Genomic DNA, 20,538 nt, shown 5'->3' on the forward strand with positions numbered 1-20,538 from the left:
ATAAGGAAAAATTATTTATCACTTATCATTCATCATTTATACTTTATTCTACTTCTTCAAAGAATTTTTTAACTTTTTCCATAAGCGACTGCCCAAAAGTGAGTTTCGCTCTTCTGTTTTCCTGCTGCTCATTAACAACCGCCTGTTCCTGAACTACAGCTGCCGGCTGAGCCTGCTGAACTGTTTCTGTCTGTATTACAGCAGCTTCTGTTTTCACAGGTTGTTCTTCAACGGCCTCTTCTGCTTCAGCTCCCTGTTTTTTGTCACGGATCTTTAAACTCTCCATCAGTAAGCCGATTGAAGTAGCAAATTCCGGGCCTTTCAGGTACTGGTTTTTGTCATTGGCAATATATTCGTTGGCAAAACCGATTCTGCTGTCAAAACCTGTTGTATAATTGGCAAGCTGACGAAGATGTTTCAGGTTGGATCCACCACCTGTAAGGACAATCCCTGCAATCAGCTTTTTCTTTTGCTCGAATGCTCCGTAAGCTTTTAATTCTGTATTCACCATTTCCAGGATTTCTTCTACTCTGGCGTTGATGATCTGAGCCAGAGTTTTAAGGGAAATTTCCTTATCCGGCCTTCCATGAAGTCCGGGAATGGTAACAAATGTGCTGTCTTTTTCCAGTTCAGGAACTGCAGAACCGAATTTTACTTTCAGTTGTTCCGCATGTTTTTCTATAATGGAACAGCCTTCTTTGATATCTTCCGTAATGATACCGCCTCCGTAAGGAATTACACAGGTATGACGGATGATATTGTCTTTGAAGATCGCAATATCTGTAGTACCGCCTCCGATGTCTACAATAGCAACACCGGCTTCTTTTTCTTCTTTGGTAAGTACAGCTTCTGAAGATGCCAAAGGTTCAAGGGTAAGTGCTTCCATTTCAAGGCCGGCTTCTCTTACGCATCTTGCGATGTTTCTTATGCTGCCCATTTGTCCTACCACCACATGAAAATTAGCTTCTAAACGTTTTCCGTGCATTCCTACCGGTTCCTGAATTTCCCCTTCAGAATCTACTTTATATTCCTGAGGAAGAACGTGGATGATTTCTTCACCCGGAAGCATAACCAGTTTCTTTACCTGGTCTTTCAATGCTTCAATGTCGTCGTCTGTAATGAATTTATCAGGATGCTCACGCATAATATAATCGGAATGCTGAAGAGAACGGATATGTTTTCCTGCAATACCTACTGTTACTTTACGGATAGGAACTCCTGCGCTGGATTGTGCTTCAGAAACGGCTGCCTTGATTGAATTAATGGTTTGTGAAATATTATTCACAATTCCTTTATGAACTCCAAGACTTTTGGCCTTTCCAACGCCGAGAACTTCTATCTTCCCGTGTGCATTCCTCCTTCCGACAATCGCAACAATCTTTGTTGTCCCGATGTCCAGACCTACTGAATACTCTTGATTTTCCATTTGTATGTCGATTTGATTTTTTTTCTACTTTTTTTCCTTGTTTTTTCTACGCTGGACTTTATCCAGTCTTATGCTAAATTGTCCATTAGGACTCTTTTATTCTACTTTTACTTTGGCTTTAGGCTTTGTAGCCGTTGGCTTTTTCTCTGTCTTTTTGGTTTCCTTTGGTTTGGTAACCGTTTTGGGCTTTACTTTTTCCTTAGGCTTTGCTGAAGGTGTCTTTGCCTTTTTTATATCCGAAGTTTTGGGTAAAACATCGGGTTTCTTAACTGCTGCCTGAACCGGGGTTTTTGCCAGTTCTTTATTTCCTGCTTTCAGAATACTGTCGTTTTCTTTGAAATAGGGGTTTAAAGTGGTTACAATCTGGTTCTGGTATTTTACAGAAACCATGCTGTATTTTTGGGGATCCTGAAATACAAGATATTTCTCCACAAAGGTTTTCAGACCCTTTACTTTAAATTCAATATTGTCAAGATCACCTATTTCCACTTTATAATTTCCGTCACTCGTCAGGAGATTATAATCGTCTTTGCTTTTTGAAATTCCGATAAAGAATTTTTTACTGAAATCGTCCTTATCAATTTTTTCTACAAGTTCTGCCAGTTTTGCATATTCATCCGGCTTTACATTTCCGGTTACCAGCATACACGGATGCGAGTAGGTTTTGGAAATAGGAAATTCAGTTCCTTTATTGTCTACATAAAAATCTTTTCCATCCTTATTTAATCTGAAAACAGGCACTCTCTGTCTGATATCCAGATACAGCTTTCCGTTCAGGTTTAAGTAGACATTGGCACTGTCTACAGCCGGGAGCGCGTTGATCTTCTTTTCAAGTACAGGAATGTTCAGATCTCCAACCTTTCCGGAAGGGTTTTCTTTTTTTACAATTTCCCGGATATCTTTTTCATCAATAAAGTATACGGGTGTTTTTTCATTCATTTTTACAGAAATCTTATTGTCCGTGATCTTCTGGCCGCTGAATCTCTTCAATGAGAAACTCAGCAGTAACCCGAGGATGATCACTGTGACAACAATTTTTAATATTCTGTATTTGTTTTTCATACTTTAAATGTATACATGTATTAGTGTAAAATGTATTCATGATTTTGTGTTTGTAAATTCATCAATACGTAAATACATTACTACTTTTTATATTTTCTCGATCCATTCACAGATAGGGTCGTACAGGGTATCTATATTTCCTGCGCCTACTGTGAGAAGGATATCAAAATCTTTTTCTTTTATTTTTTCAAAAGCACCGGATAAATCCGATTTTGCTTTTTTATCTAAATTCACTTTTTCCAATAGCCAGCCGGAGGTTATTCCTTCAAAATTTTCCTGAAGTTCCCTTGCAGGGTAAATATCTAAAAGAATCAGCTCATCTGCTTTGCTTAAGCTTTCTGCAAATCCATCTGCAAAATCCCTTGTTCTGCTGAAAAGGTGAGGCTGGAAGACCACTAACAACTTTTTATCGGGATAAAATGTTTTGATGGAGCTTACTACCGCATTGATCTCTGTAGGGTGGTGTGCATAATCATCAATATAAATTTTACCATTCGGATAAATATGTTTGGTATATCTTCTTTTAATTCCTTTAAAATTGGCAATTGCCTTTTTCAGAGTCTCAAAATCTACTCCTAAATTGTGAAGAATGGCCAGCGCAGCAGTAGCATTTTCCACGTTGTGGATTCCCGGGATTTCCCAGACAAAATCTTTTACGGTTTCATCTGGAGTATGGAAATCAAAATAGATCTTATCATGATCCATACGAAGGTTATCCGAATAGTAATCTGCTGCTTCATTTACAGCATATGTCTTATGTGCTCTGCCAATATCAAGTCCTTTTCTTACAAACAATTGTTTGTCATCCGGAACAAGTGCTGCAAACTGCTTGAAACCTTCTTCAATATGGTTTTTATCACCATAAATATCCAGATGGTCTGCATCCGTAGATGTTACTACAGCCCAGTCCGGGGAAAGGTTCAGAAAGCTTCTGTCGTATTCATCAGCTTCTACGACTGAATATTTTGCACCGTTATACAGAAAATTTGATCTGAAATTCTCAGAGATCCCCCCCAGAAAACATGAAAACGGAAGGTCTGCTTCTTTACACAGGTGTGAAACCAGTGTAGAAGTGGTTGTTTTTCCGTGGGTTCCGGCTACGGCGATACATTCTGTATTTTCTGTAATCAGACCTAAAACTTTTGCACGTTTTAAAACTTCAAACTGATTCTGGTTAAAATAGTCCAGAATTCCAAGGGTTTTGATAGCGGGGGTGTAGATTACCAACGTGTCTTCTTTTTGAAGGTTGGTTATTTTCCCGTTAATATGATCTTCAAAAACAATATCAATTCCTTCTTTCATCAGCTGTTCCGTAAGCTTGGTGTTGGTTTTGTCGTAACCCAGCACTTTCTTACCGGAAGCATTGAAATAGCGTGCCAAAGCACTCATTCCGATACCTCCGATGCCAACGAAATAAAAAGTCTGATATGTTTCTAATAATTTCATTTTTAAGCTATAATTATTGATAATTGAAAATAATTTTCTCTTTATCTAATGCATAGGAATCGCCCTGATATAAGAAAAACTCTTCTATTGCATCTTCTAATGTTTCATAAGTAAACCCATTGGCAATCCAGAAATAGTACTGAAATCCTATTGCAGTTTCTTCCGGCAGATAATCTGCTTTTATCATTGCCAGGTTGTTAATTTCAAGTAAGATTTTATCGATCTTATCTTTGCTTACATCTTTGTTTATAAGAATATTTGCATTTAAATTAAAGTATTTCTTTCCCGTATCAATATCTAGGAATAATATTGACTTTTCTTTATTGCTTATTTTAATATAATCTTCTTCCTGTTCTAAAATTTCATAGCCTTTGCTTTTCAAATGGGCAGCTATTGATGATATCTTAATATCTGCGGTTTTCACAAGTGTTTGTGCCGTGAAAAGATTTGCAAAAAAGCAAATCAGCAGGGTTGTTAATAATTTAGTTTTCATATTTTGCTTAAAATTTCATCTACAATTTCTTTTGCTGCATTGGGTTTTGCAAAATATTCCAGGTTTTCAGACATTTCATTTCTTAGATTTCCGTTTTCACAGATTTCCTGCAATGTTGTCCAGAATTTTTCCTGCATTTCAGAGTCTTTTACCATTCTTGCCGCATTTTTTTCAACCAGGTTCATAGCATTTTTGGTCTGATGATCTTCTGCTGCAAACGGGAAAGGTACCAGAAGAACCGGCTTTTTGGCTACTGCCAGTTCTGAAATGGCGATGGCTCCTGCTCTGGAAACAATAATGTCAGCTGCAGAGTAGGCCAATTCCATATCTTTGATAAATTCTTTCAACTGGATTTGAGATCCGAGATCTGAGATCCGGGATTCATTGCTCAATTCTTTATAATCAAGCTTTCCGGTTTGCCAGATTAATTGATAACCTTTTTCTTTTAGTTTTTTAAGATTATCTTTCCATCCGTTATTTAATGTTCTTGAGCCTAAAGAACCGCCAACGGAGAGAATCGTCAGTTTTTCCTTATCCAGTCCCATTTTTTCTTTTGCCTGAACGGTTTCCTGCATTCCTGAAACGATATTCTCACGAATAGGATTACCCAGGAATTTTATTTTTTCGGAAGGGAAGCCTTCTACTTTTGGATAAGCTGTGAAAACTGCCTTCGCTTTTTTGCTTAAAATTTTATTGGTAACACCTGCATGGGCGTTCTGCTCCTGAATGAAGATGGGAATTCCCAATTTACTTGCTTCATATAAAGCAGGACCGCTTGCAAAGCCTCCCGTTCCTACGGCAAAATCCGGAGCGAAACTTTTAAGGATCTTTTTGGATTTAGATAAACTCTTCAGAATTTTGAAAGGCAAACCTAAATTGGACAGGATATTTCCCCTGTCGATTCCTGCAATATCAATTCCTTCAATTTTATAGCCAGCCTGCGGAACTTTTTCCATTTCCATTTTTCCGTTGGCTCCAATGAACAAAAACTCGGTATCAGGAAATCTTTTTCTGATTTCATCTGCAATGGCAATGGCCGGGAAGATATGTCCTCCTGTTCCGCCGCCGGATAATACTACTTTTAGTTTTTTGTTCATTGTTTATGTTGTTATTGATATCAGCTGTTTAAGCAATATCATTAATTTCTGCTACACTTTGTTTTTTGCCCATTCCTTCTTCATCATATATCTGGATTCTTGAGCTTATGTTTAAAATAATTCCAAGCTGAAGGTAGGTTACCAGCATGGATGTTCCTCCGTAACTTATCAGCGGTAATGGCTGTCCTGTAACCGGGATCAGATTAACGGCTACTGCAATATTTACGGAAAGCTGTATGAAGATCATCACCCCGAGACTGAGCACGAGCAGGGACCCGAAAAAGGCGGGCATTTTGCTGGCAATCATTACAATTCTGATCATCATAATAAGATATAAACTGATAAGGAAAGCGGCACCAATCAAACCATATTCTTCTACAATTACGGCAAAAATAAAGTCGGAGGCAGACTGTGGAAGCATTTGTTTTAATGCACTTTTTCCAGGTCCCATTCCGGTAATTCCGCCGTGAACAATGGCTGCTTTGGCCTGCATTACCTGGTAGTTTTTAGCTTTCACGCTTTCGTCATCTACATCAGCTGTTTTTGCTTTGCTGGATGTAAATGTTTCAATACGGCTCATCCATGTATGTACACGGTTTCCACCGATGAGGTTGGTGTTTAATGCAATAATCAGGAAAAGAACAATAGCAATGAATGATGCTGAAATAAATCCTGCAATGTATTTCCAGTGAAGCTGTCCTATCACCAGTACAATTACGGAAACCATAAGGATCATCAATGCTGTAGAACCATTATCCTTTGCTACCAGTACAAATACGAGAAGGATAGGCCCGAAGATGTACATAATATTCTCTATAGGAAGTCTTTCCCGTGTTATTTTCTTGGTCAGATACCTACATAGATAAATCACGAGCATTAAAAATGCAAATGACGAAGGCTGGAATGAGATGGGTGTTCCGGGAATTTTAAGCCATCTGGAAGCACTGGCCCCGTCAATGGTCTGTCCTGTAAACATTGTGACAACAAGAAGTACAATCATTAAACCGAGCAGGATACTGCTGAGTTTTCCGATGTATTCGTATTTTATCACTCCCACAACTCTCATGATGACCAAACCTAACACCACAAAGAACATATGCTTGATAACGTGACCTGTAGTGGTCCCGTTATTAACGATATATTCCAGATTTGAACTTGCAGAGTACACCGGGAAGATAGAGAAAATGGAGATCACAAGGATGACCATCCAAAGTACTTTATCGCCCTTTAGAAATTCAATTCTGTTTTCTGTGTTTTGTTCGTCCATTTTATTTAATGAATAATGAAAAATTAATAATGAAGAATTTTTTCAAGATTACTAAATGTTCATTGTTAATTCTTAATTCTTAATTCTTTAAAACCTGCTCCTTAAACTGCCTTCCTCTGTCTTCATAGCTTTTGAAAAGGTCGAAGCTTGCACAGCATGGGGAAAGTAAAACGGTATCTCCGCTTTTTGCCAGTGATTTTGATATTTTCACGGCTTCTTCCATGCTTGAAGTGTCATAGATGAATTCTTTTTTACCTTTAAAGAAGTCTATAATCTTCGTATTGTCTATACCTAAACAGACAATGGCTTTTACTTTTCTTTTAACTAGGTCCTCAATCTCTGAGTAGTCGTTTCCTTTATCTAATCCTCCTACAATCCAAACCGTTGGATTTTTCATGCTTTCTAAGGCATAATAGGTGGCATTTACATTCGTTGCCTTACTGTCATTGATGAATTTCACACCATTGGTTTCTGTCACGAATTCAAGTCTGTGTTCTACCGCCTGGAAAGTCATCAGGGAATTTCTGATGCTTTCGTTATTGATTTCCAATATTTTACCTGCAATAGATGCGGCTAAGCTGTTGGCAACATTGTGGTTTCCAAGAAGAGAAAGCTTATCAATTTTCATTGAGAATTCATCCTTCATTTTTACCACGATCTCATCGTTATTAATAAATCCCCCTTCAGATAACTGTTCTTTTGTAGAGAAAGGGATCATTTTTGCTTTTATTTCCAGCTTTTCCAGGATGTTTTTACTCATTTCGTCATCTTTGTTGTAAATGAAGAAATTATCATTTTCCTGATTTTCAGCAATTCTGAATTTAGCCAAAGCATATTCCTCGTAGTTATAGTTGTACTGATCCAGGTGATCCTGAGACAGATTCAATAACAGAGAAATATAAGGTCTGAAATTCTGGATATCATCTAGCTGGAAAGAACTTACTTCCAGAACATAATATTCATGATTCTCATCGGCAACCTGCTTGGCAAAGCTGTATCCTATATTTCCTCCCAATCCTACATTCAGTCCGTCATTTTTCAGGATATAGTAGATCAGGGAAGTTGTTGTTGTTTTTCCGTTGCTTCCTGTAATGGCAATGATCTTGGCATCTGTAAATTCTGAAGCAAATTCAATTTCAGAGGAAAGTCTGATTCCTTTGTCATGAATTTTATGAATCATTTCTGCCTTTTTCGGAATTCCCGGGCTTTTTACAATCCAGTCTGCATCTAAAATCCTTTCTTCGTTGTGGTTTCCTTCTTCAAATTCAATTTCATTTTCGGTTAAAAACTGCTTATAGTTATTCTTAATAGCTCCCTTGTCCGAAAGAAAAACTTCCAGGCCTCGTTTTTTCGCTAAATAAGCAGCTCCGCATCCGCTCTCTCCACCTCCTAAAACAACTATTTTCATATTTATTCTTTTGTAAAATGTATAATGTAAAATGTATTAATGTAATTTGGTTTTGTATTAACACTTCATACTTTACACAAAATTTTTATCTCATTTTTAATGTGATCAGGCATACAATAGCCAGCATTACCCCGATGATGATCATTCTGTTTACGATCTTACTTTCATGGAAACCGCCTTTCTGATAGTGGTGGTGTAATGGTGACATTCTAAAAAATCTGTTATTCTGGGCATATTCCAGCCCGTATTTTCTTTTTCTGTATTTGAAAACAACGACCTGCAGCATTACAGATATGTTTTCAATCAGGAAGATCCCGCATAAAACAGGAATCAATAATTCTTTTCTTAAGATGATTGCTAAAACGGCAATTACACCTCCCAGCATTAAACTTCCGGTATCACCCATAAAAACCTGTGCGGGATAAGTATTGTACCAGAAGAAACCGATTACGGCACCTACCATGGCTACTGCAAAAATGGTGGTTTCACCCATATTTGGGAGGAACATGATATTGAGGTAATCCGCAAAGATGATGTTCCCGGAAAGGTAGGCAAACAGGGCAAGAGTAAGCAGTATGACTACACTGGTTCCTGCTGCGAGACCATCAATCCCGTCTGTAATATTTGCTCCGTTTGATACGGCGGTTACAATGAAAATAACGATTGGGATAAAGACGATCCATGCCCATTCGTGGGCATCTTTATCACTCATCCAAAACAGAATTCCACTATAGTCGAACTCATTATTTTTAGCAAAAGGGACTGTAGAAACTGTGATTTTTTCTGTTGGCATAAAATTCTGCTCTACATTGTTTCTGTTTACTACTTTTGCATCCGCATATTTTCTTTTAACGGTGATGTCGGGGTGGAAATACATTGTAATTCCGACAATTAGCCCTAATCCGACCTGACCGACAATTTTAAATTTTCCGCTCAGACCGTCTTTATTTTTCTTGATTTTCTTCAGATAATCATCCAGGAAACCAATGGCACCCATCCATAACATTGAAACCAGAAGCAGAACAATATAGACATTGGTAATTCTCGTGAAGAGAAGAACCGGAATAATCGTTGCAATAATAATGATAAGTCCTCCCATGGTAGGAGTCCCTTCTTTTTGCTTTTGTCCGTCTAATCCAAGATCACGCACCAGCTCGCCCATCTGTTTCCCTCTAAGGTAATTGATGATCCTCTTTCCGTATACAAGAGCAATGATCAGTGAAAACAGCACAGCTATTCCGGCACGGAAAGAAATGTATTTCAGCATTCCTAATCCTGGTATGTGGATTCCCTGACTGGTTAGATATTCGTATAGATAGTATAACATAGTTTCAATTATTAATAAATGATAAGTGATTACTGATGAATGATAAATTAGAGTTTCCCAATAATCGATTATAAATTTATTTGCTCATTAACTTCCAAAGCTCGTTTATCGTTTCTTTGTCGTCAAAATGATGTTTTACACCATTAATGTCCTGATAGTTTTCGTGGCCTTTTCCGGCTACCAGCACTATATCTTTTGGTTCTGCGAATTTTATCGCCATTTTTATTGCTTCTTTTCTGTCCGGAATTGAAGTGTACTTGCTGAAATTCTGAGGTTCAACGCCTGCTTCAATTTCTTTGATGATCTGCGAGGGATCTTCCGTTCTCGGATTATCTGAAGTGATGATTGCCAGTGTTGATTTTTTAGTGGCAATATTTCCCATTTCAGGTCTTTTTGAGTGATCTCTGTCGCCCCCGCAGCCAAAAACGGTGATCAGTCTTTCGTTTTTTGTTCTGATATCATTGATGCTGTCCAGGATATTTTCCAGAGCATCAGGTGTATGTGCATAATCCACGATGAAAAAGATTCCTCCATCTGATTTGAATGTTTCAAATCTTCCGGAAACTCTTTTCAGTTTGCTGATGGCCTGCAGAATTTCATCCTGCCCGAAACCTAATTCCGTAGCAATCCCGAAAACCAGCAATACATTATAGATATTGAATTTTCCTGTCAGTGTTGTCCAGAATTCTTTTCCGTTGAAGTTCAGCAGCATTCCGTTGAAATCAATTTCTAGAGATTTTCCGTGATAATCTGCCATGGTTTTCAGAGCGTAAGACTTTTTCTTTGCCTTTGTATTCTGAAGCATTATCATTCCGTTTTTATCATCAACATTGGTGATGGCTACAGCGGTATCTTCGAGTTCATCAAAAAATCTCTTTTTGGTTTTCAGATACTCGTCGAATGTTTTATGATAATCTAAATGATCGTGGGTAAGGTTGGTGAACCCTGCCACTTTAAAATGCAAGCCTTCGATTCTGTTTTGAGCAATTCCGTGGGAGCTTACCTCCATAAAGGCAAATTCGCAACCTTCCTCAACAGCCTGAGCTAGAATTTTATTGATGGTAATAACGTCCGGCGTGGTATGAGTAGCCGGAATTACTTTGTCGCCAATTCTGATTTCCACAGTAGAAAGCAATGCCGAATCATAGCCCAGATTTTTGAATACATCAAAAAGAAGGGTAGAAACAGATGTTTTTCCATTGGTTCCGGTAACTCCGATTAATTTAAGCTTCTGGGATGGATTTCCATAGAAGTTGGAAGCTAAATGTCCCAAAGCTTTAGATGAATCTTTCACCTTCACATAGGTTACATTTTCATTCAGTGTTTCCGGAAATTCTTCGCACACTACTGCTTTTGCACCTTTTTCAACAGATGATGCAATGTATGAATGTCCGTCCGCAACGGTTCCTCTCACTGCAACATAGAGTGAGTTTTCCGTAATCTTTCTGCTGTCGAAAACCAATTCTGCAATCTCACGGGAATCATCACCGTGAATTTCTAAAACTGGGATTCTTTTTAATAATTCTGTTATTATCATTTTATATCTGGCAGGAATTCCTGCTTTTTAATTCTAATTCTGCAGAGACAAATATATTCTCTGATTTTTGCTGATTACTGTGCCTTCCAGCGGGAATTGCTCTTTGATTCGTCCAACGCCTTTATAATCAACTCTATATCCTAAATTTTCCAACTGTGGAATGATGTTTTTACCAATCAGTCCAACCACACTCGGCATTTGTTTATTATTTACTGCTATTTTAACATTAGGCTCTACCATTTTACTTAGGTTTACCTTTCTGTCTACAAGCATTTCTTTTTCAATATTCTGAGGCGTTTTCAGGAATGTTTTTCCTGCAATTTCCTTAAATACCGGAGCTGAAACGGCTGCGCCATAAAACCCTTTTGCCGTATTAGGCTCACTGATCATTACATAACACGTATATTTCGGATGATCTGCAGGATAGAAGCCGGCAAATGATGCGCGGTATTTCATAGGACCCGGTAACCAGTATTCAAATCTTGCGGTTCCTGTTTTTCCTGCCATTTTCAGGTTGGGAGTAAAGATGCTTCGTCCGGTTCCCTTTTCTACAGCTTTAGTCAGAGCGCTGGTCATCATTTTAATTGCTTTTTCCGATGCCATTTTATTGACCATTACTTCAGGTTTTGCGTTGTAAACTACTTTTCCTTCTTTCACGATCTTTTCGATGAACAGAGGTTTAAGCATTTTTCCTCCATTAGCAACTCCATTATAGAAAGTTGCTAACTGTAACAGGTTGATATTTGATGAATACCCATAGGAGATAGAGGCCAGTGTTGCAGCGTTCCATCTCTTGTTTTCCGGTGTCACAATCTTTGGTTTTGTGATTCCCGGAAGCTCGATATCCATTTTATCGAATAATTTCCATCTTTTCAGGTGGTCAAGGAAAATCTGTGGTTTGTCTGCATAATACTTTGTGATCAGTTTTGCAGTTCCCACGTTACTTGATTTTGCCAAAACATCACTGATGTCGTAAGTTCCTCCACCGTGTCCGTCTGAAATCCTCTGTTTCGCATAGGTCCAGACACCGCCTCCTACATTTACGGTTGTATTTTCATCAATAAAGCCATCGTCCATTGCTGCTAAAAGTGAAATCGTTTTAAAGGTAGATCCGGGTTCGATATTATCTTTTAAAGCATAGTTGTAAGAATCTTCATATTCTCCTGAATCTGTTCTTCTTAGATTAACTAAAGCTTTTACTTTTCCGGTTTCTGTTTCCATTACGATTACCGTTCCATGCTTGGCTTCAAAAGTAATCAGCTGTTTCTCTAAAGCGGAGTGTGCAATATCCTGAATTCTAAGGTCTAAGGTGGTGTAAACATCTTCGCCGTCAACAGGTTCTTTTACTTTCCAGTAATCGATAGGCTTCCATTGTGATGAATTAATTCTTTGTTCCAGTCTTTTTCCGTCGGTTCCTGTAAGATATTTTGAAAAAGCACCTTCCAGACCAGCCTTTACTTCACCATTATCCATACCGATGGTTCCGGCTCCGATTTCTGAAGTGGCCAATTCTCTTTTATAATTCCTGTCTACAATGAATCCGCCTTTGTTTTTACCTTTTTTGAAAATAGGAAAGTTTCTGATTCTGTCATATTGGTCAAAATCAAGACCTTTCACTAAAGTGTAGTACTGGTTTTTCTTTTTCTTCTGCTCGTCAAATTTCTGTCTGAATTCTCCTCTGGATTTTCCGAACATTTTGCTTAAAGAATCTGTCAAAGCGCCGATATTGTTGTTGTAGATCGTATCTTTCATCGTTTTGAAGTCAAGATAGATATCATAGCGCATCACTGTTGTTGCCAGAATAGATCCGTCCGAGGCAAAAAGGTTTCCGCGGGCAGCCTTTAAAGTGGCTTCACGATAGTTTTTATTAATGTAATCGTCTTTAATTTCCTGAACATTGGTGTTTTGCAGGATTACTATCCTTGCAAGGAACATCACAAATACGCACAGGACTCCCACTGCGAAGAGATAGCCCCACCTTAACGTTTTCTTACGTTTGTTGTCGTACTCATTTTGTTTTTGCATCTGTACTGTCCAGTTTTATTAGCAGTTTATGAGGATGGTTTTCCAGGGTCATTAGTGAGTCCTTTGCTACTTCCTTCCCCAGTTCCGATTCCATTTTTACTTTGATCAGCTTACTTTGTGCGTAAGCGTTTCTCGATTTATATTCTTCTGTTTCTTCTTTTAAAGCGTTGACAATTTTAATTTTCTTATTGACGAGATGATTACTGTAAATCATCGCCATCATCAATACAAACAACAGTAAAAAATACTTGTAATGAGTTTTGATCTCATCACGGTTCAGAAAGTTTCCTTTTATAATGTCTATAAAAGTGAGTTTCTTCTGAGGGCGGTTTGTTGTTCTTTTTGCCACGCTGTTTATAATTGATGATTGATAAATGATAATTGATCTGAATCGCTCATCATTCATATATCATTTATACTTTAATTCCTGTTCTCATTTTTGCACTTCTTGCTCTTGAGTTTTCTTCAATCTCCTTATCATCCGGGATGATCGCTTTACTCTTAAGCAATTCAAATACCTTTTTATAATTTCCGTAGATATCTCTTTCCTGCTCTCCTTCAAACATTCCGTTTTTCAGGAATCTTTTTACCAGACGGTCTTCCAATGAATGATAAGAGATCACCACGAGTCTTCCTCCTGGTTTTAAAATATTCAGAGCCTGAACAAGCATTTCTTTCAAAGCTTCAAGCTCCTGGTTAACTTCTATCCTGATTGCCTGGAAAAGCTGTGCATAGAATTTATTCACCTTATGAGGCGGAAGGTAGCTGAAAAGCTTTTTCAGATCCTCGGTTGTTGTAATGGTCTTTGTTTTTCTGTGATGAACAATATCTCTCGCCAGTTTTCTTGCTTCTCTCAGTTCGCCATAGTGATAAAAAATGTCTGCAAGCTCCGTTTCTTCATATTCATTGATCACTCTTTTTGCATCGAGGCTTTGCATAACATTCATTCTCATGTCAAGAGGGGCATTGTTTCTTGTAGAAAAACCTCTTTCTGCTTCATCAAACTGGTGGGAAGAAACTCCAAGATCTGCCAGTACTCCGTCAATCTGAGAAAAGCCATACATCAGCATGGAATTTTCCAGAAACCTGAAGTTCTGATTAACCAGTGTAAATCTTGAATCATCAATTGTATTTTTAAGTGCGTCTAAATCCTGGTCAAAACTGAAAAGTTTTCCTTTCTCTGAAAGCCTGCTCAAAATCTCTCTTGAGTGGCCTCCGCCTCCAAAAGTGCAGTCCACGTAAATTCCGTCAGGATTCGTCACCAAATCATCAACGCTCTGCTTCAATAAAACGGGGTTGTGGTACATACTTAATTGTGTTTTTTACCTTGTTTTTTATAACAAGTATTGTTTATTCTTCATCGAAAGAGCCCATTACATCTTCAGCAAGGCTCGCAAAATCAGCTTCGTTGGTAGAAATCACCTTTTCATAGGCTTCTTTATCCCAAATTTCAAAAAGCTCTCCTGCGCTGGTAATTACAGTATCTTTCTGGAGGTTTGCAAAATGGACCAGATCTTTCGAGATCTGAAGTCTTCCTGCATTGTCCAGTTCTACTGTTTTTACCCCTGCCGTAAACATTCGAATGAAATCAGCATTCTTTTTAATGAATCTGTTCAGTTTATTTATCTTGCCCATCAGCTTATCCCATGCATTCATAGGGTAGACTTCCAGGCAAGGTTGGAACACAGATCTCTTGACTACAAACGCCTTATCGTCGAAGTTTTCCATCTGTTTGATCAGGGAGGAGGGAACTTTTAAACGGCCTTTGTCGTCAATTTTACACTCATATGTTCCAATGAAACTTTTCATTTGGGACAAATTTATATAATAATTTCCAAAATTTCCCACTTTTTCCCACTTTTTGACTTAATGTTAATAAGTTTTATAAAAGATTCAATTTGGGCTTGGTAAGTGTTTGATATGTTGGCTGTTGTAAAAACTGTTATTTAGTCCATAACAATGCGGTTTTGAAAAAAATAAAGAAAAAGGATGATATTATATTATTTTTACTTTAAATTAGGGTAATCAAAATTTTTTTGAGGTTTAATTTGTATTTTTGCAGAGCTTTATTAAGGCATTTTATGATATTTAGTACAAAAAAAGAAAAGAAATATACTTTTGTAGAGGCGGGAGAAGGACATCCATTGGTGCTGTTGCACGGTTTAATGGGTGGTTTGAGTAATTTCGATAAGATGGTAGATTTTTTTTCGGAAAAAGGGTACAAGGTGTATGTTCCCCAGTTACCTATCTACGATCTGCCGGTACTCAATACTAATCTTACCACTCTTGCAAAATATATTATTAAGTTTATAGAAAGTCATATTTCAGGTCCTGTAACCATCGTAGGAAACTCTATGGGGGGACATGTGGGACTTATCCTGACTCTGGCAAGACCTGATTTGGTAAAGAATCTCGTTTTAACAGGAAGCTCAGGATTGTATGAAAGAACGTTCGGAGACAGCTTTCCAAGAAAGAATGACCGTTCCTATATAAGAAAGAAAACGGAAGAAGTGTTCTATGACCCGGCTGTTGCTACAGAAGATCTTGTAGATGAGGTTTTTGCTGTAGTGAATGACAGAATGAAAGGGATAAAAACGGTAATGCTGGCCAGAAGTGCGATCAAACACAATATGCTGAACGATCTTCCTAAAATTCTGACTCCAACATGTCTGATCTGGGGGAAACAGGATAATGTAACGCCTCCTGAAGTGGCTGAAGATATGCATAAGTTTATTCCAAATTCAGATCTGTTCTGGATTGAAAAATGCGGACATGCAGCGATGATGGAAAAGCCGGATGAATTCAATGAAATTCTCTACAGCTGGTTAAAAGACAAAGTTTAAAACAAATAATAATAAACCATTAAGAGCTTTTCTTAATGGTTTGTTTTTCTAAAAATATTCGAAGAAATGGTTATTAAAACAGCAAATTTTGTAAAGAGTAGTGGAAAATGGCAGGAATGCCCTGAACCTACTATACCTGAATATGCTTTTATCGGAAGGTCTAATGTTGGAAAATCATCATTGATCAATGCAATGATGAATCACAAAGATTTGGCAAAAACTTCCGGAACTCCAGGAAAAACACAGCTGATCAATCATTTTTTGGTGAATGAAGACTGGTATCTCACAGATTTACCGGGTTATGGATATGCAAAGGTTTCGAAATCGATAAGAAAGGATTTTGAGAAGCTGATCACAAACTATATTTTGAACAGAAGAAATCTGGTGAATCTTTTCGTTTTGGTGGATTCCAGACATACTCCGCAAAAGATTGATCTGGAATTTATCCAGTGGTGCGGAGAAAGCGGAATCCCTTTTTCGGTTGTTTTTACAAAAGTTGATAAGTTGAAGCCTAATGTTGCGATTCAAAATGTAGAAAACTATAAGAATGAGCTTCATAAAACGTGGGAAGATCTGCCTGAACTGTATGTAACATCTGCGGAAAAGAAAACCGGCGGTGATGAAATCCTGAATTTCATTCAGAAGACCAATGACTTTTTGAAAAATAATAATGTAAGTTTTGATGAGTAATATAATCTGGAAAATAAAAACCTTTGATGAGTTTACTGTTCCTGAGCTGTATGCAATCTTAAAAGCACGTATTGATGTTTTTGTGATTGAGCAGAACTGTCCTTATCCGGACCTGGATAATTATGATCAGAAGGCTATCCACATATGGGCTGAAGAAAATGAGGAAATTCTTGCATACTGCCGTGTTTTTGACAAAGGAATTAAGTATGAGGAGACTTCTTTCGGAAGGGTTCTTACGACGGAAAAAGCAAGGGGTAAAAATCTGGGAAGGCAGCTGATCAAATATGCTGTGGAAACTATAGAAAACCGTTTTCATACTTCTGAAATTAAGATTTCAGCGCAGGATTATTTATTAAGGTTTTATTCTGAATTTGGATTTATAGATACAGGTAAGAAATATCTGGAGGATGATATTCCGCATACGGAAATGATTAAAAAATAAAAAAGCGAAGATTATTCTTCGCTTTTTTTATATGATGATGGTTTTAGTTATAGTTTTCCAATGTTTTGAGGAGCTGCTCTCTGAAGTTATAGATTTCGTCTAAGTTGTTCAGCAGTACTTTCTCTCCGGCATCTTTTCCATTCTGAAAAGTTTCTATGTATTTATTGGCTGTATTAAAATGAAATCGGCAAATCGGTTTTCTGTTGTTATCATCAAGCAGAACCCCAAAGTAGGATAAGGTATCTCTATGGGCAATTCTGTTGGAAGGTACTTTTTCCCTTAGAATAGCTTTTGCAATTTGAAAAGCTTCTAATTCTTCTTCAGTAGTAACAATATTAGACTCATTATTTTCATCAATCGGAGAGGTTTTTATAGATTCCTCCTGTTTTTCAATTTGTTCATTGATACTTAGTGCAGATTTTAACCTGAAGCTGATGGATTCATTGATTGAAATAGTTAAAGCTTTCTTTGTGTATTCTTTAAAAGGGGCCATTCTGCTTGCTGTTAATGATTTTTCAAAAAATCTACCAACCAATAGTTTTACAAGCTCATCAGAAGGAGCTTCAATTTCCTTCTCAAATTCTTTCCTGATGGCTTTTATATATTTCAATGCTTCTGCAGAATCCAGAATACTTTCCAGATTGTAACTGTTTTTAGTAAAGCTCTCCAATATTTTGATGGAGCTGTCCTTCAGATCGTCAATATTAATGGTGAAGAATGGCTTCTCATCCATAATATTGGGCTTTTCCAGATCTGTATAAAAGTTGTAAACAATTCCGTTGGTCAAAACTCCAAATCTAGCTTTCGAAACATGATAATATCGGTGCAGTTGGGAATTATGAGCATCTGCACTTTCTTTCCAATGTTTACATTCAATGATTAAGATAGGATCATCATTTTTCCGGATCAGATAATCTACTTTTTCGCCTTTTTTAGTTCCAATGTCACAGATATGTTCAGGGATAACTTCTGTGGGATTGAAAATATCATAGCCTAAAATTTGTATAAAAGGCATAACAAAAGCATTTTTCGTGGCTTCTTCAGTATTGATCTGATCTTTTAATCCAACGACTTTTTGATGAAGCTGCTCTAATTTTAATTTGAGATCCATAGGTCAGGTTATGTTTAAATTCTGATTCAAAAGTAATCAGGTAAAAAGAGTTGTCCTTACGGAAATCCGTAAAACAAAAAACCTCTCAAATTTTTTGAAAGGTTCTATATAAAATTTAGAATATAATTAAATAATTCCCAGATCTTTACAAAAAGCAACCAATTGCTCATTACTTGTGACGCCAAGGTCTTCCTTCAGGCTGTTTAATTTTTTTTCTACACTGCTGAGGCTATTGGGCTTAATATCTTTTTCCTGAAGATGTAAAGGAATGTTTTTTTGTAAAATCCCTTTTGAAAGAAGGGAAACTATGGTAATATCATAATTGGTAAATTCATAACTGTTCAGCTTTTTGACGTCCTGTTTTAGATCGAAAGACAGATAGTTCTCGTTAATAAAAGCAGAAGCAATTGATTTTTTTAATTCTTTGGAGTCATTTCTTGCCTTACGAACATAGCCGTTGATTTTGAACTCATTAAACAGAGAATCAATAATTCCTGATTTATGTTCCGCGGAAAAAACAATCACTTTTAAAGAAGGCTGCAATTCCTTTACCTTCTGTATTAAGTCTCTTCCATCTTTAAGCTTCTGGTCCCGGTGATCCTCTTCATAGTAAAGATCTGTGATCAGAAGGTCATAAGGAGCTTCCCCACGGATGGCTTTTTGAATTTTAGCTAACGCATCATCGCAATAGTATACATAATCAACATTTGGAATGCTGAGCTCTTCCAATGTTTTCTGTATGGAAATACTGATACTTTCGTGGTCTTCGGCTATTAAAATTTTTTTGAACATTCTTTTTAGGCTTTTAAGAAACAGGAAATGAAATGTTGATCTTCAGTCCTTTTTCAGATTCATTGTCAAAAATAATTGCTCCATTGATAGCAGCAATACGGGTTTCCGTATTTGTCAGTCCGTTTTTATGAATAATATCTCCTGGAATGCCGATTCCATTATCTGAGTACTGAATTTTAATGACATCGCCGATTCTTTCAAACTTATAAACAACCCTGGAAGCCTTACTGTGCTTTTTCATATTTACCAAAAGTTCTCTTAGGACCTGGTAAACATTTTCAAAGACAGATTGGGAAATCCCGCCCCAGATTTCAGTTTCGTTTCCTACAGTGTAAGTTTCTGTATTTTCATTCTTAAAGGAGGCAATGAGACCGGATATTTTCTCTTTGTAATCTTTTTTATCATTTTCAGGGCCCGGCTTTTCATAGGAAATATCTCTGGATTTTTCATAAACAAATTCAAGCTCATCCAAAGTGCTTTCCTTATCAAAATGTTCCTGGTTTTCTATTTTGGTCATGACCTGATAAATACCATTAGCTACAACATCGTGAACTTTTTTGGAGAGCTTTAGCTGTGCATTTTTTACTTCAAGTTCTTTTTCCTGTTGAAGTCTTTTTTTCCTTCTTTTGTTCCAGAAAAAGCCTCCTATTAAACCGGCAGCTAATGCAGCTACTATAAAATATTGTTTTAGTATCTGATTTTCATTTTCTGCTATTTCATTTTTCATTTTTTCTGCATCGAAGCTAATTAAAGCAAATTGGTTTTTAGCTTTATTCCTGGCCGTTTGAAGGCTGTCATTAAGATTCTGATACTTCAAAAAATAATATTTTGTATTGTCGGAATTCTCTAGTGCGACGATGTTCTGAAGTGCTTTTAACTGATCGTCAGGACTATTATTCTTTTTGGCTATTTGCCAGTTTTCGTTGGCATAATACAATGCTTTTTTAGGATTTTTATTTTCAAAGTATTCTGTTAAATGATAGAAACTCGCATTCAGTCCATCATCATCTTTTATTCTTTTTCTAATTTGAAGAGCTTCATTTAGCTCTGCTTCCACATCATGTGCAGGAGATTGGCTAAACTTTGCGTAAGCTAAATTGTCATAAACTTTTGAAAAGAGTTTAGGGTGATTTTTAATATTTGGAAAAGCTAATATCTTATTAAATATCTGAAAAGCTGAATCATATTTTTTTAAATATGTATATGAAATAGCTTTGTTATTTAATAAGGTTAGCTGATAAATTGGGTCTTTGGAAAAGCTGGCCGCTTTATTGTAAAACTGTGCAGCCTTATTATATTCCTTTAAATTTTGACAGGCCACACCAAGATTATTATAGTTTCCTACAATTTCCAATGTATCCTTTTCTACATTTAAATATTTAATTGCTGATAATGCAGTTTCTTGGCTGCCATAATAATCTCCATTATCACACTGTATAATGGCCATATTTACTAAGCAGCTACCTGCATATGAGGAATTATTCTCCCGAATAAAAAAATCTTTCGCTTTATTAAAATATTTGAATGCACTATCTTTTTCTGATTTTTGTAAATAGCTATAAGCCTTGTCAT

19 protein-coding genes are annotated in these 20,538 nt (G+C 37.0%); 3 read left to right on the plus strand and 16 right to left on the minus strand.

The features are described 5' to 3' along the window. Nucleotides 1-43: 43 nt before the first annotated feature. From ftsA to mraZ, 13 genes are all read right to left on the minus strand, one after another. Nucleotides 44-1,426 (minus strand): cell division protein FtsA, encoded by a 1,383-nt coding sequence (gene ftsA, locus ACQWU4_RS10840; protein ID WP_429935780.1) that lies wholly within the window; start codon nt 1,424-1,426, stop codon nt 44-46. Between the two features lie 96 nt (nt 1,427-1,522). After that, entirely contained in the window at nt 1,523-2,488 is a 966-nt protein-coding gene (locus tag ACQWU4_RS10845; RefSeq protein ID WP_429935781.1) for a cell division protein FtsQ/DivIB, read from the minus strand. A gap of 87 nt (nt 2,489-2,575) precedes the next feature. Continuing rightward, the gene (gene murC, locus ACQWU4_RS10850) at nt 2,576-3,934 is read right to left on the minus strand and encodes a UDP-N-acetylmuramate--L-alanine ligase (RefSeq protein WP_429935782.1); all 1,359 of its coding nucleotides are present in this window, start codon (nt 3,932-3,934) and stop codon (nt 2,576-2,578) included. 13 nt (nt 3,935-3,947) lie between these two features. Continuing rightward, nucleotides 3,948-4,427, minus strand: a complete 480-nt coding sequence (locus ACQWU4_RS10855; RefSeq protein WP_429935783.1) for a hypothetical protein — start codon at nt 4,425-4,427, stop codon at nt 3,948-3,950. Continuing rightward, a complete protein-coding gene (gene murG, locus ACQWU4_RS10860) occupies nt 4,424-5,524 on the minus strand; it encodes an undecaprenyldiphospho-muramoylpentapeptide beta-N-acetylglucosaminyltransferase (protein ID WP_429935784.1) in 1,101 nt (366 codons plus the stop codon). The genes ACQWU4_RS10855 and murG overlap by 4 nt, the downstream gene beginning before the upstream one ends. A 28-nt stretch (nt 5,525-5,552) precedes the next feature. Then, the gene (locus ACQWU4_RS10865) at nt 5,553-6,791 is read right to left on the minus strand and encodes an FtsW/RodA/SpoVE family cell cycle protein (protein ID WP_429935785.1); all 1,239 of its coding nucleotides are present in this window, start codon (nt 6,789-6,791) and stop codon (nt 5,553-5,555) included. Between the two features lie 79 nt (nt 6,792-6,870). Continuing rightward, nucleotides 6,871-8,199 (minus strand): UDP-N-acetylmuramoyl-L-alanine--D-glutamate ligase, encoded by a 1,329-nt coding sequence (gene murD, locus ACQWU4_RS10870; protein ID WP_429935786.1) that lies wholly within the window; start codon nt 8,197-8,199, stop codon nt 6,871-6,873. Between the two features lie 85 nt (nt 8,200-8,284). Beyond that, nucleotides 8,285-9,526 (minus strand): phospho-N-acetylmuramoyl-pentapeptide-transferase, encoded by a 1,242-nt coding sequence (gene mraY, locus ACQWU4_RS10875; protein WP_429935787.1) that lies wholly within the window; start codon nt 9,524-9,526, stop codon nt 8,285-8,287. A 76-nt stretch (nt 9,527-9,602) separates the two neighbouring features. Further along, complete coding sequence (locus tag ACQWU4_RS10880) at nt 9,603-11,063, minus strand: UDP-N-acetylmuramoyl-L-alanyl-D-glutamate--2,6-diaminopimelate ligase (protein WP_429935788.1); 1,461 nt, start codon at nt 11,061-11,063, stop codon at nt 9,603-9,605. Between the two features lie 33 nt (nt 11,064-11,096). Next, nucleotides 11,097-13,088, minus strand: coding sequence for a penicillin-binding transpeptidase domain-containing protein (locus ACQWU4_RS10885; protein WP_429935789.1), 1,992 nt, complete (start codon nt 13,086-13,088; stop codon nt 11,097-11,099). After that, nucleotides 13,072-13,437: an FtsL-like putative cell division protein gene (locus ACQWU4_RS10890; RefSeq protein WP_184163148.1), complete on the minus strand. Its 366-nt coding sequence runs from the start codon at nt 13,435-13,437 to the stop codon at nt 13,072-13,074. Before ACQWU4_RS10890 ends, ACQWU4_RS10885 begins: the two co-directional genes overlap by 17 nt. 64 nt (nt 13,438-13,501) lie before the next feature. Next, nucleotides 13,502-14,395, minus strand: a complete 894-nt coding sequence (gene rsmH / locus ACQWU4_RS10895) for a 16S rRNA (cytosine(1402)-N(4))-methyltransferase RsmH (RefSeq protein WP_429935790.1) — start codon at nt 14,393-14,395, stop codon at nt 13,502-13,504. 43 nt (nt 14,396-14,438) lie between these two features. Further along, entirely contained in the window at nt 14,439-14,897 is a 459-nt protein-coding gene (mraZ, locus tag ACQWU4_RS10900) for a division/cell wall cluster transcriptional repressor MraZ (RefSeq protein ID WP_048501622.1), read from the minus strand. 272 nt (nt 14,898-15,169) lie between these two features. Between mraZ and ACQWU4_RS10905 the strand changes: the two genes are divergently transcribed. From ACQWU4_RS10905 to ACQWU4_RS10915, 3 genes are all read left to right on the plus strand, one after another. Further along, nucleotides 15,170-15,931 (plus strand): alpha/beta fold hydrolase, encoded by a 762-nt coding sequence (locus ACQWU4_RS10905; protein ID WP_429935791.1) that lies wholly within the window; start codon nt 15,170-15,172, stop codon nt 15,929-15,931. Nucleotides 15,932-15,997: 66 nt separating this feature from the next. Continuing rightward, nucleotides 15,998-16,621 carry a ribosome biogenesis GTP-binding protein YihA/YsxC gene (yihA, locus tag ACQWU4_RS10910; RefSeq protein WP_429935792.1) on the plus strand — a complete coding sequence of 208 codons (624 nt, stop codon included), beginning with the start codon at nt 15,998-16,000 and terminating at the stop codon, nt 16,619-16,621. Next, on the plus strand, nt 16,614-17,063 hold the full coding sequence (locus tag ACQWU4_RS10915; RefSeq protein ID WP_429935793.1) for a GNAT family N-acetyltransferase: 450 nt from the start codon (nt 16,614-16,616) through the stop codon (nt 17,061-17,063). Before yihA ends, ACQWU4_RS10915 begins: the two co-directional genes overlap by 8 nt. Before the next feature lie 43 nt (nt 17,064-17,106). Here the strand turns inward: ACQWU4_RS10915 and ACQWU4_RS10920 are convergent, their stop codons facing one another. The 3 genes from ACQWU4_RS10920 to ACQWU4_RS10930 form a co-directional block, all read right to left on the minus strand. Continuing rightward, nucleotides 17,107-18,174: a type I restriction endonuclease gene (locus ACQWU4_RS10920; protein WP_429935794.1), complete on the minus strand. Its 1,068-nt coding sequence runs from the start codon at nt 18,172-18,174 to the stop codon at nt 17,107-17,109. 126 nt (nt 18,175-18,300) lie between these two features. After that, complete coding sequence (locus ACQWU4_RS10925; RefSeq protein ID WP_429935795.1) at nt 18,301-18,966, minus strand: response regulator; 666 nt, start codon at nt 18,964-18,966, stop codon at nt 18,301-18,303. Nucleotides 18,967-18,979: 13 nt separating this feature from the next. Further along, nucleotides 18,980-20,413 carry an ATP-binding protein gene (locus ACQWU4_RS10930; RefSeq protein WP_429935796.1) on the minus strand — a complete coding sequence of 478 codons (1,434 nt, stop codon included), beginning with the start codon at nt 20,411-20,413 and terminating at the stop codon, nt 18,980-18,982. Between the last annotated feature and the right edge of the window lie 125 nt (nt 20,414-20,538).

Source organism: Chryseobacterium sp. MIQD13, from assembly GCF_050496705.1.
Classification (GTDB): Bacteria; Bacteroidota; Bacteroidia; order Flavobacteriales; family Weeksellaceae; genus Chryseobacterium.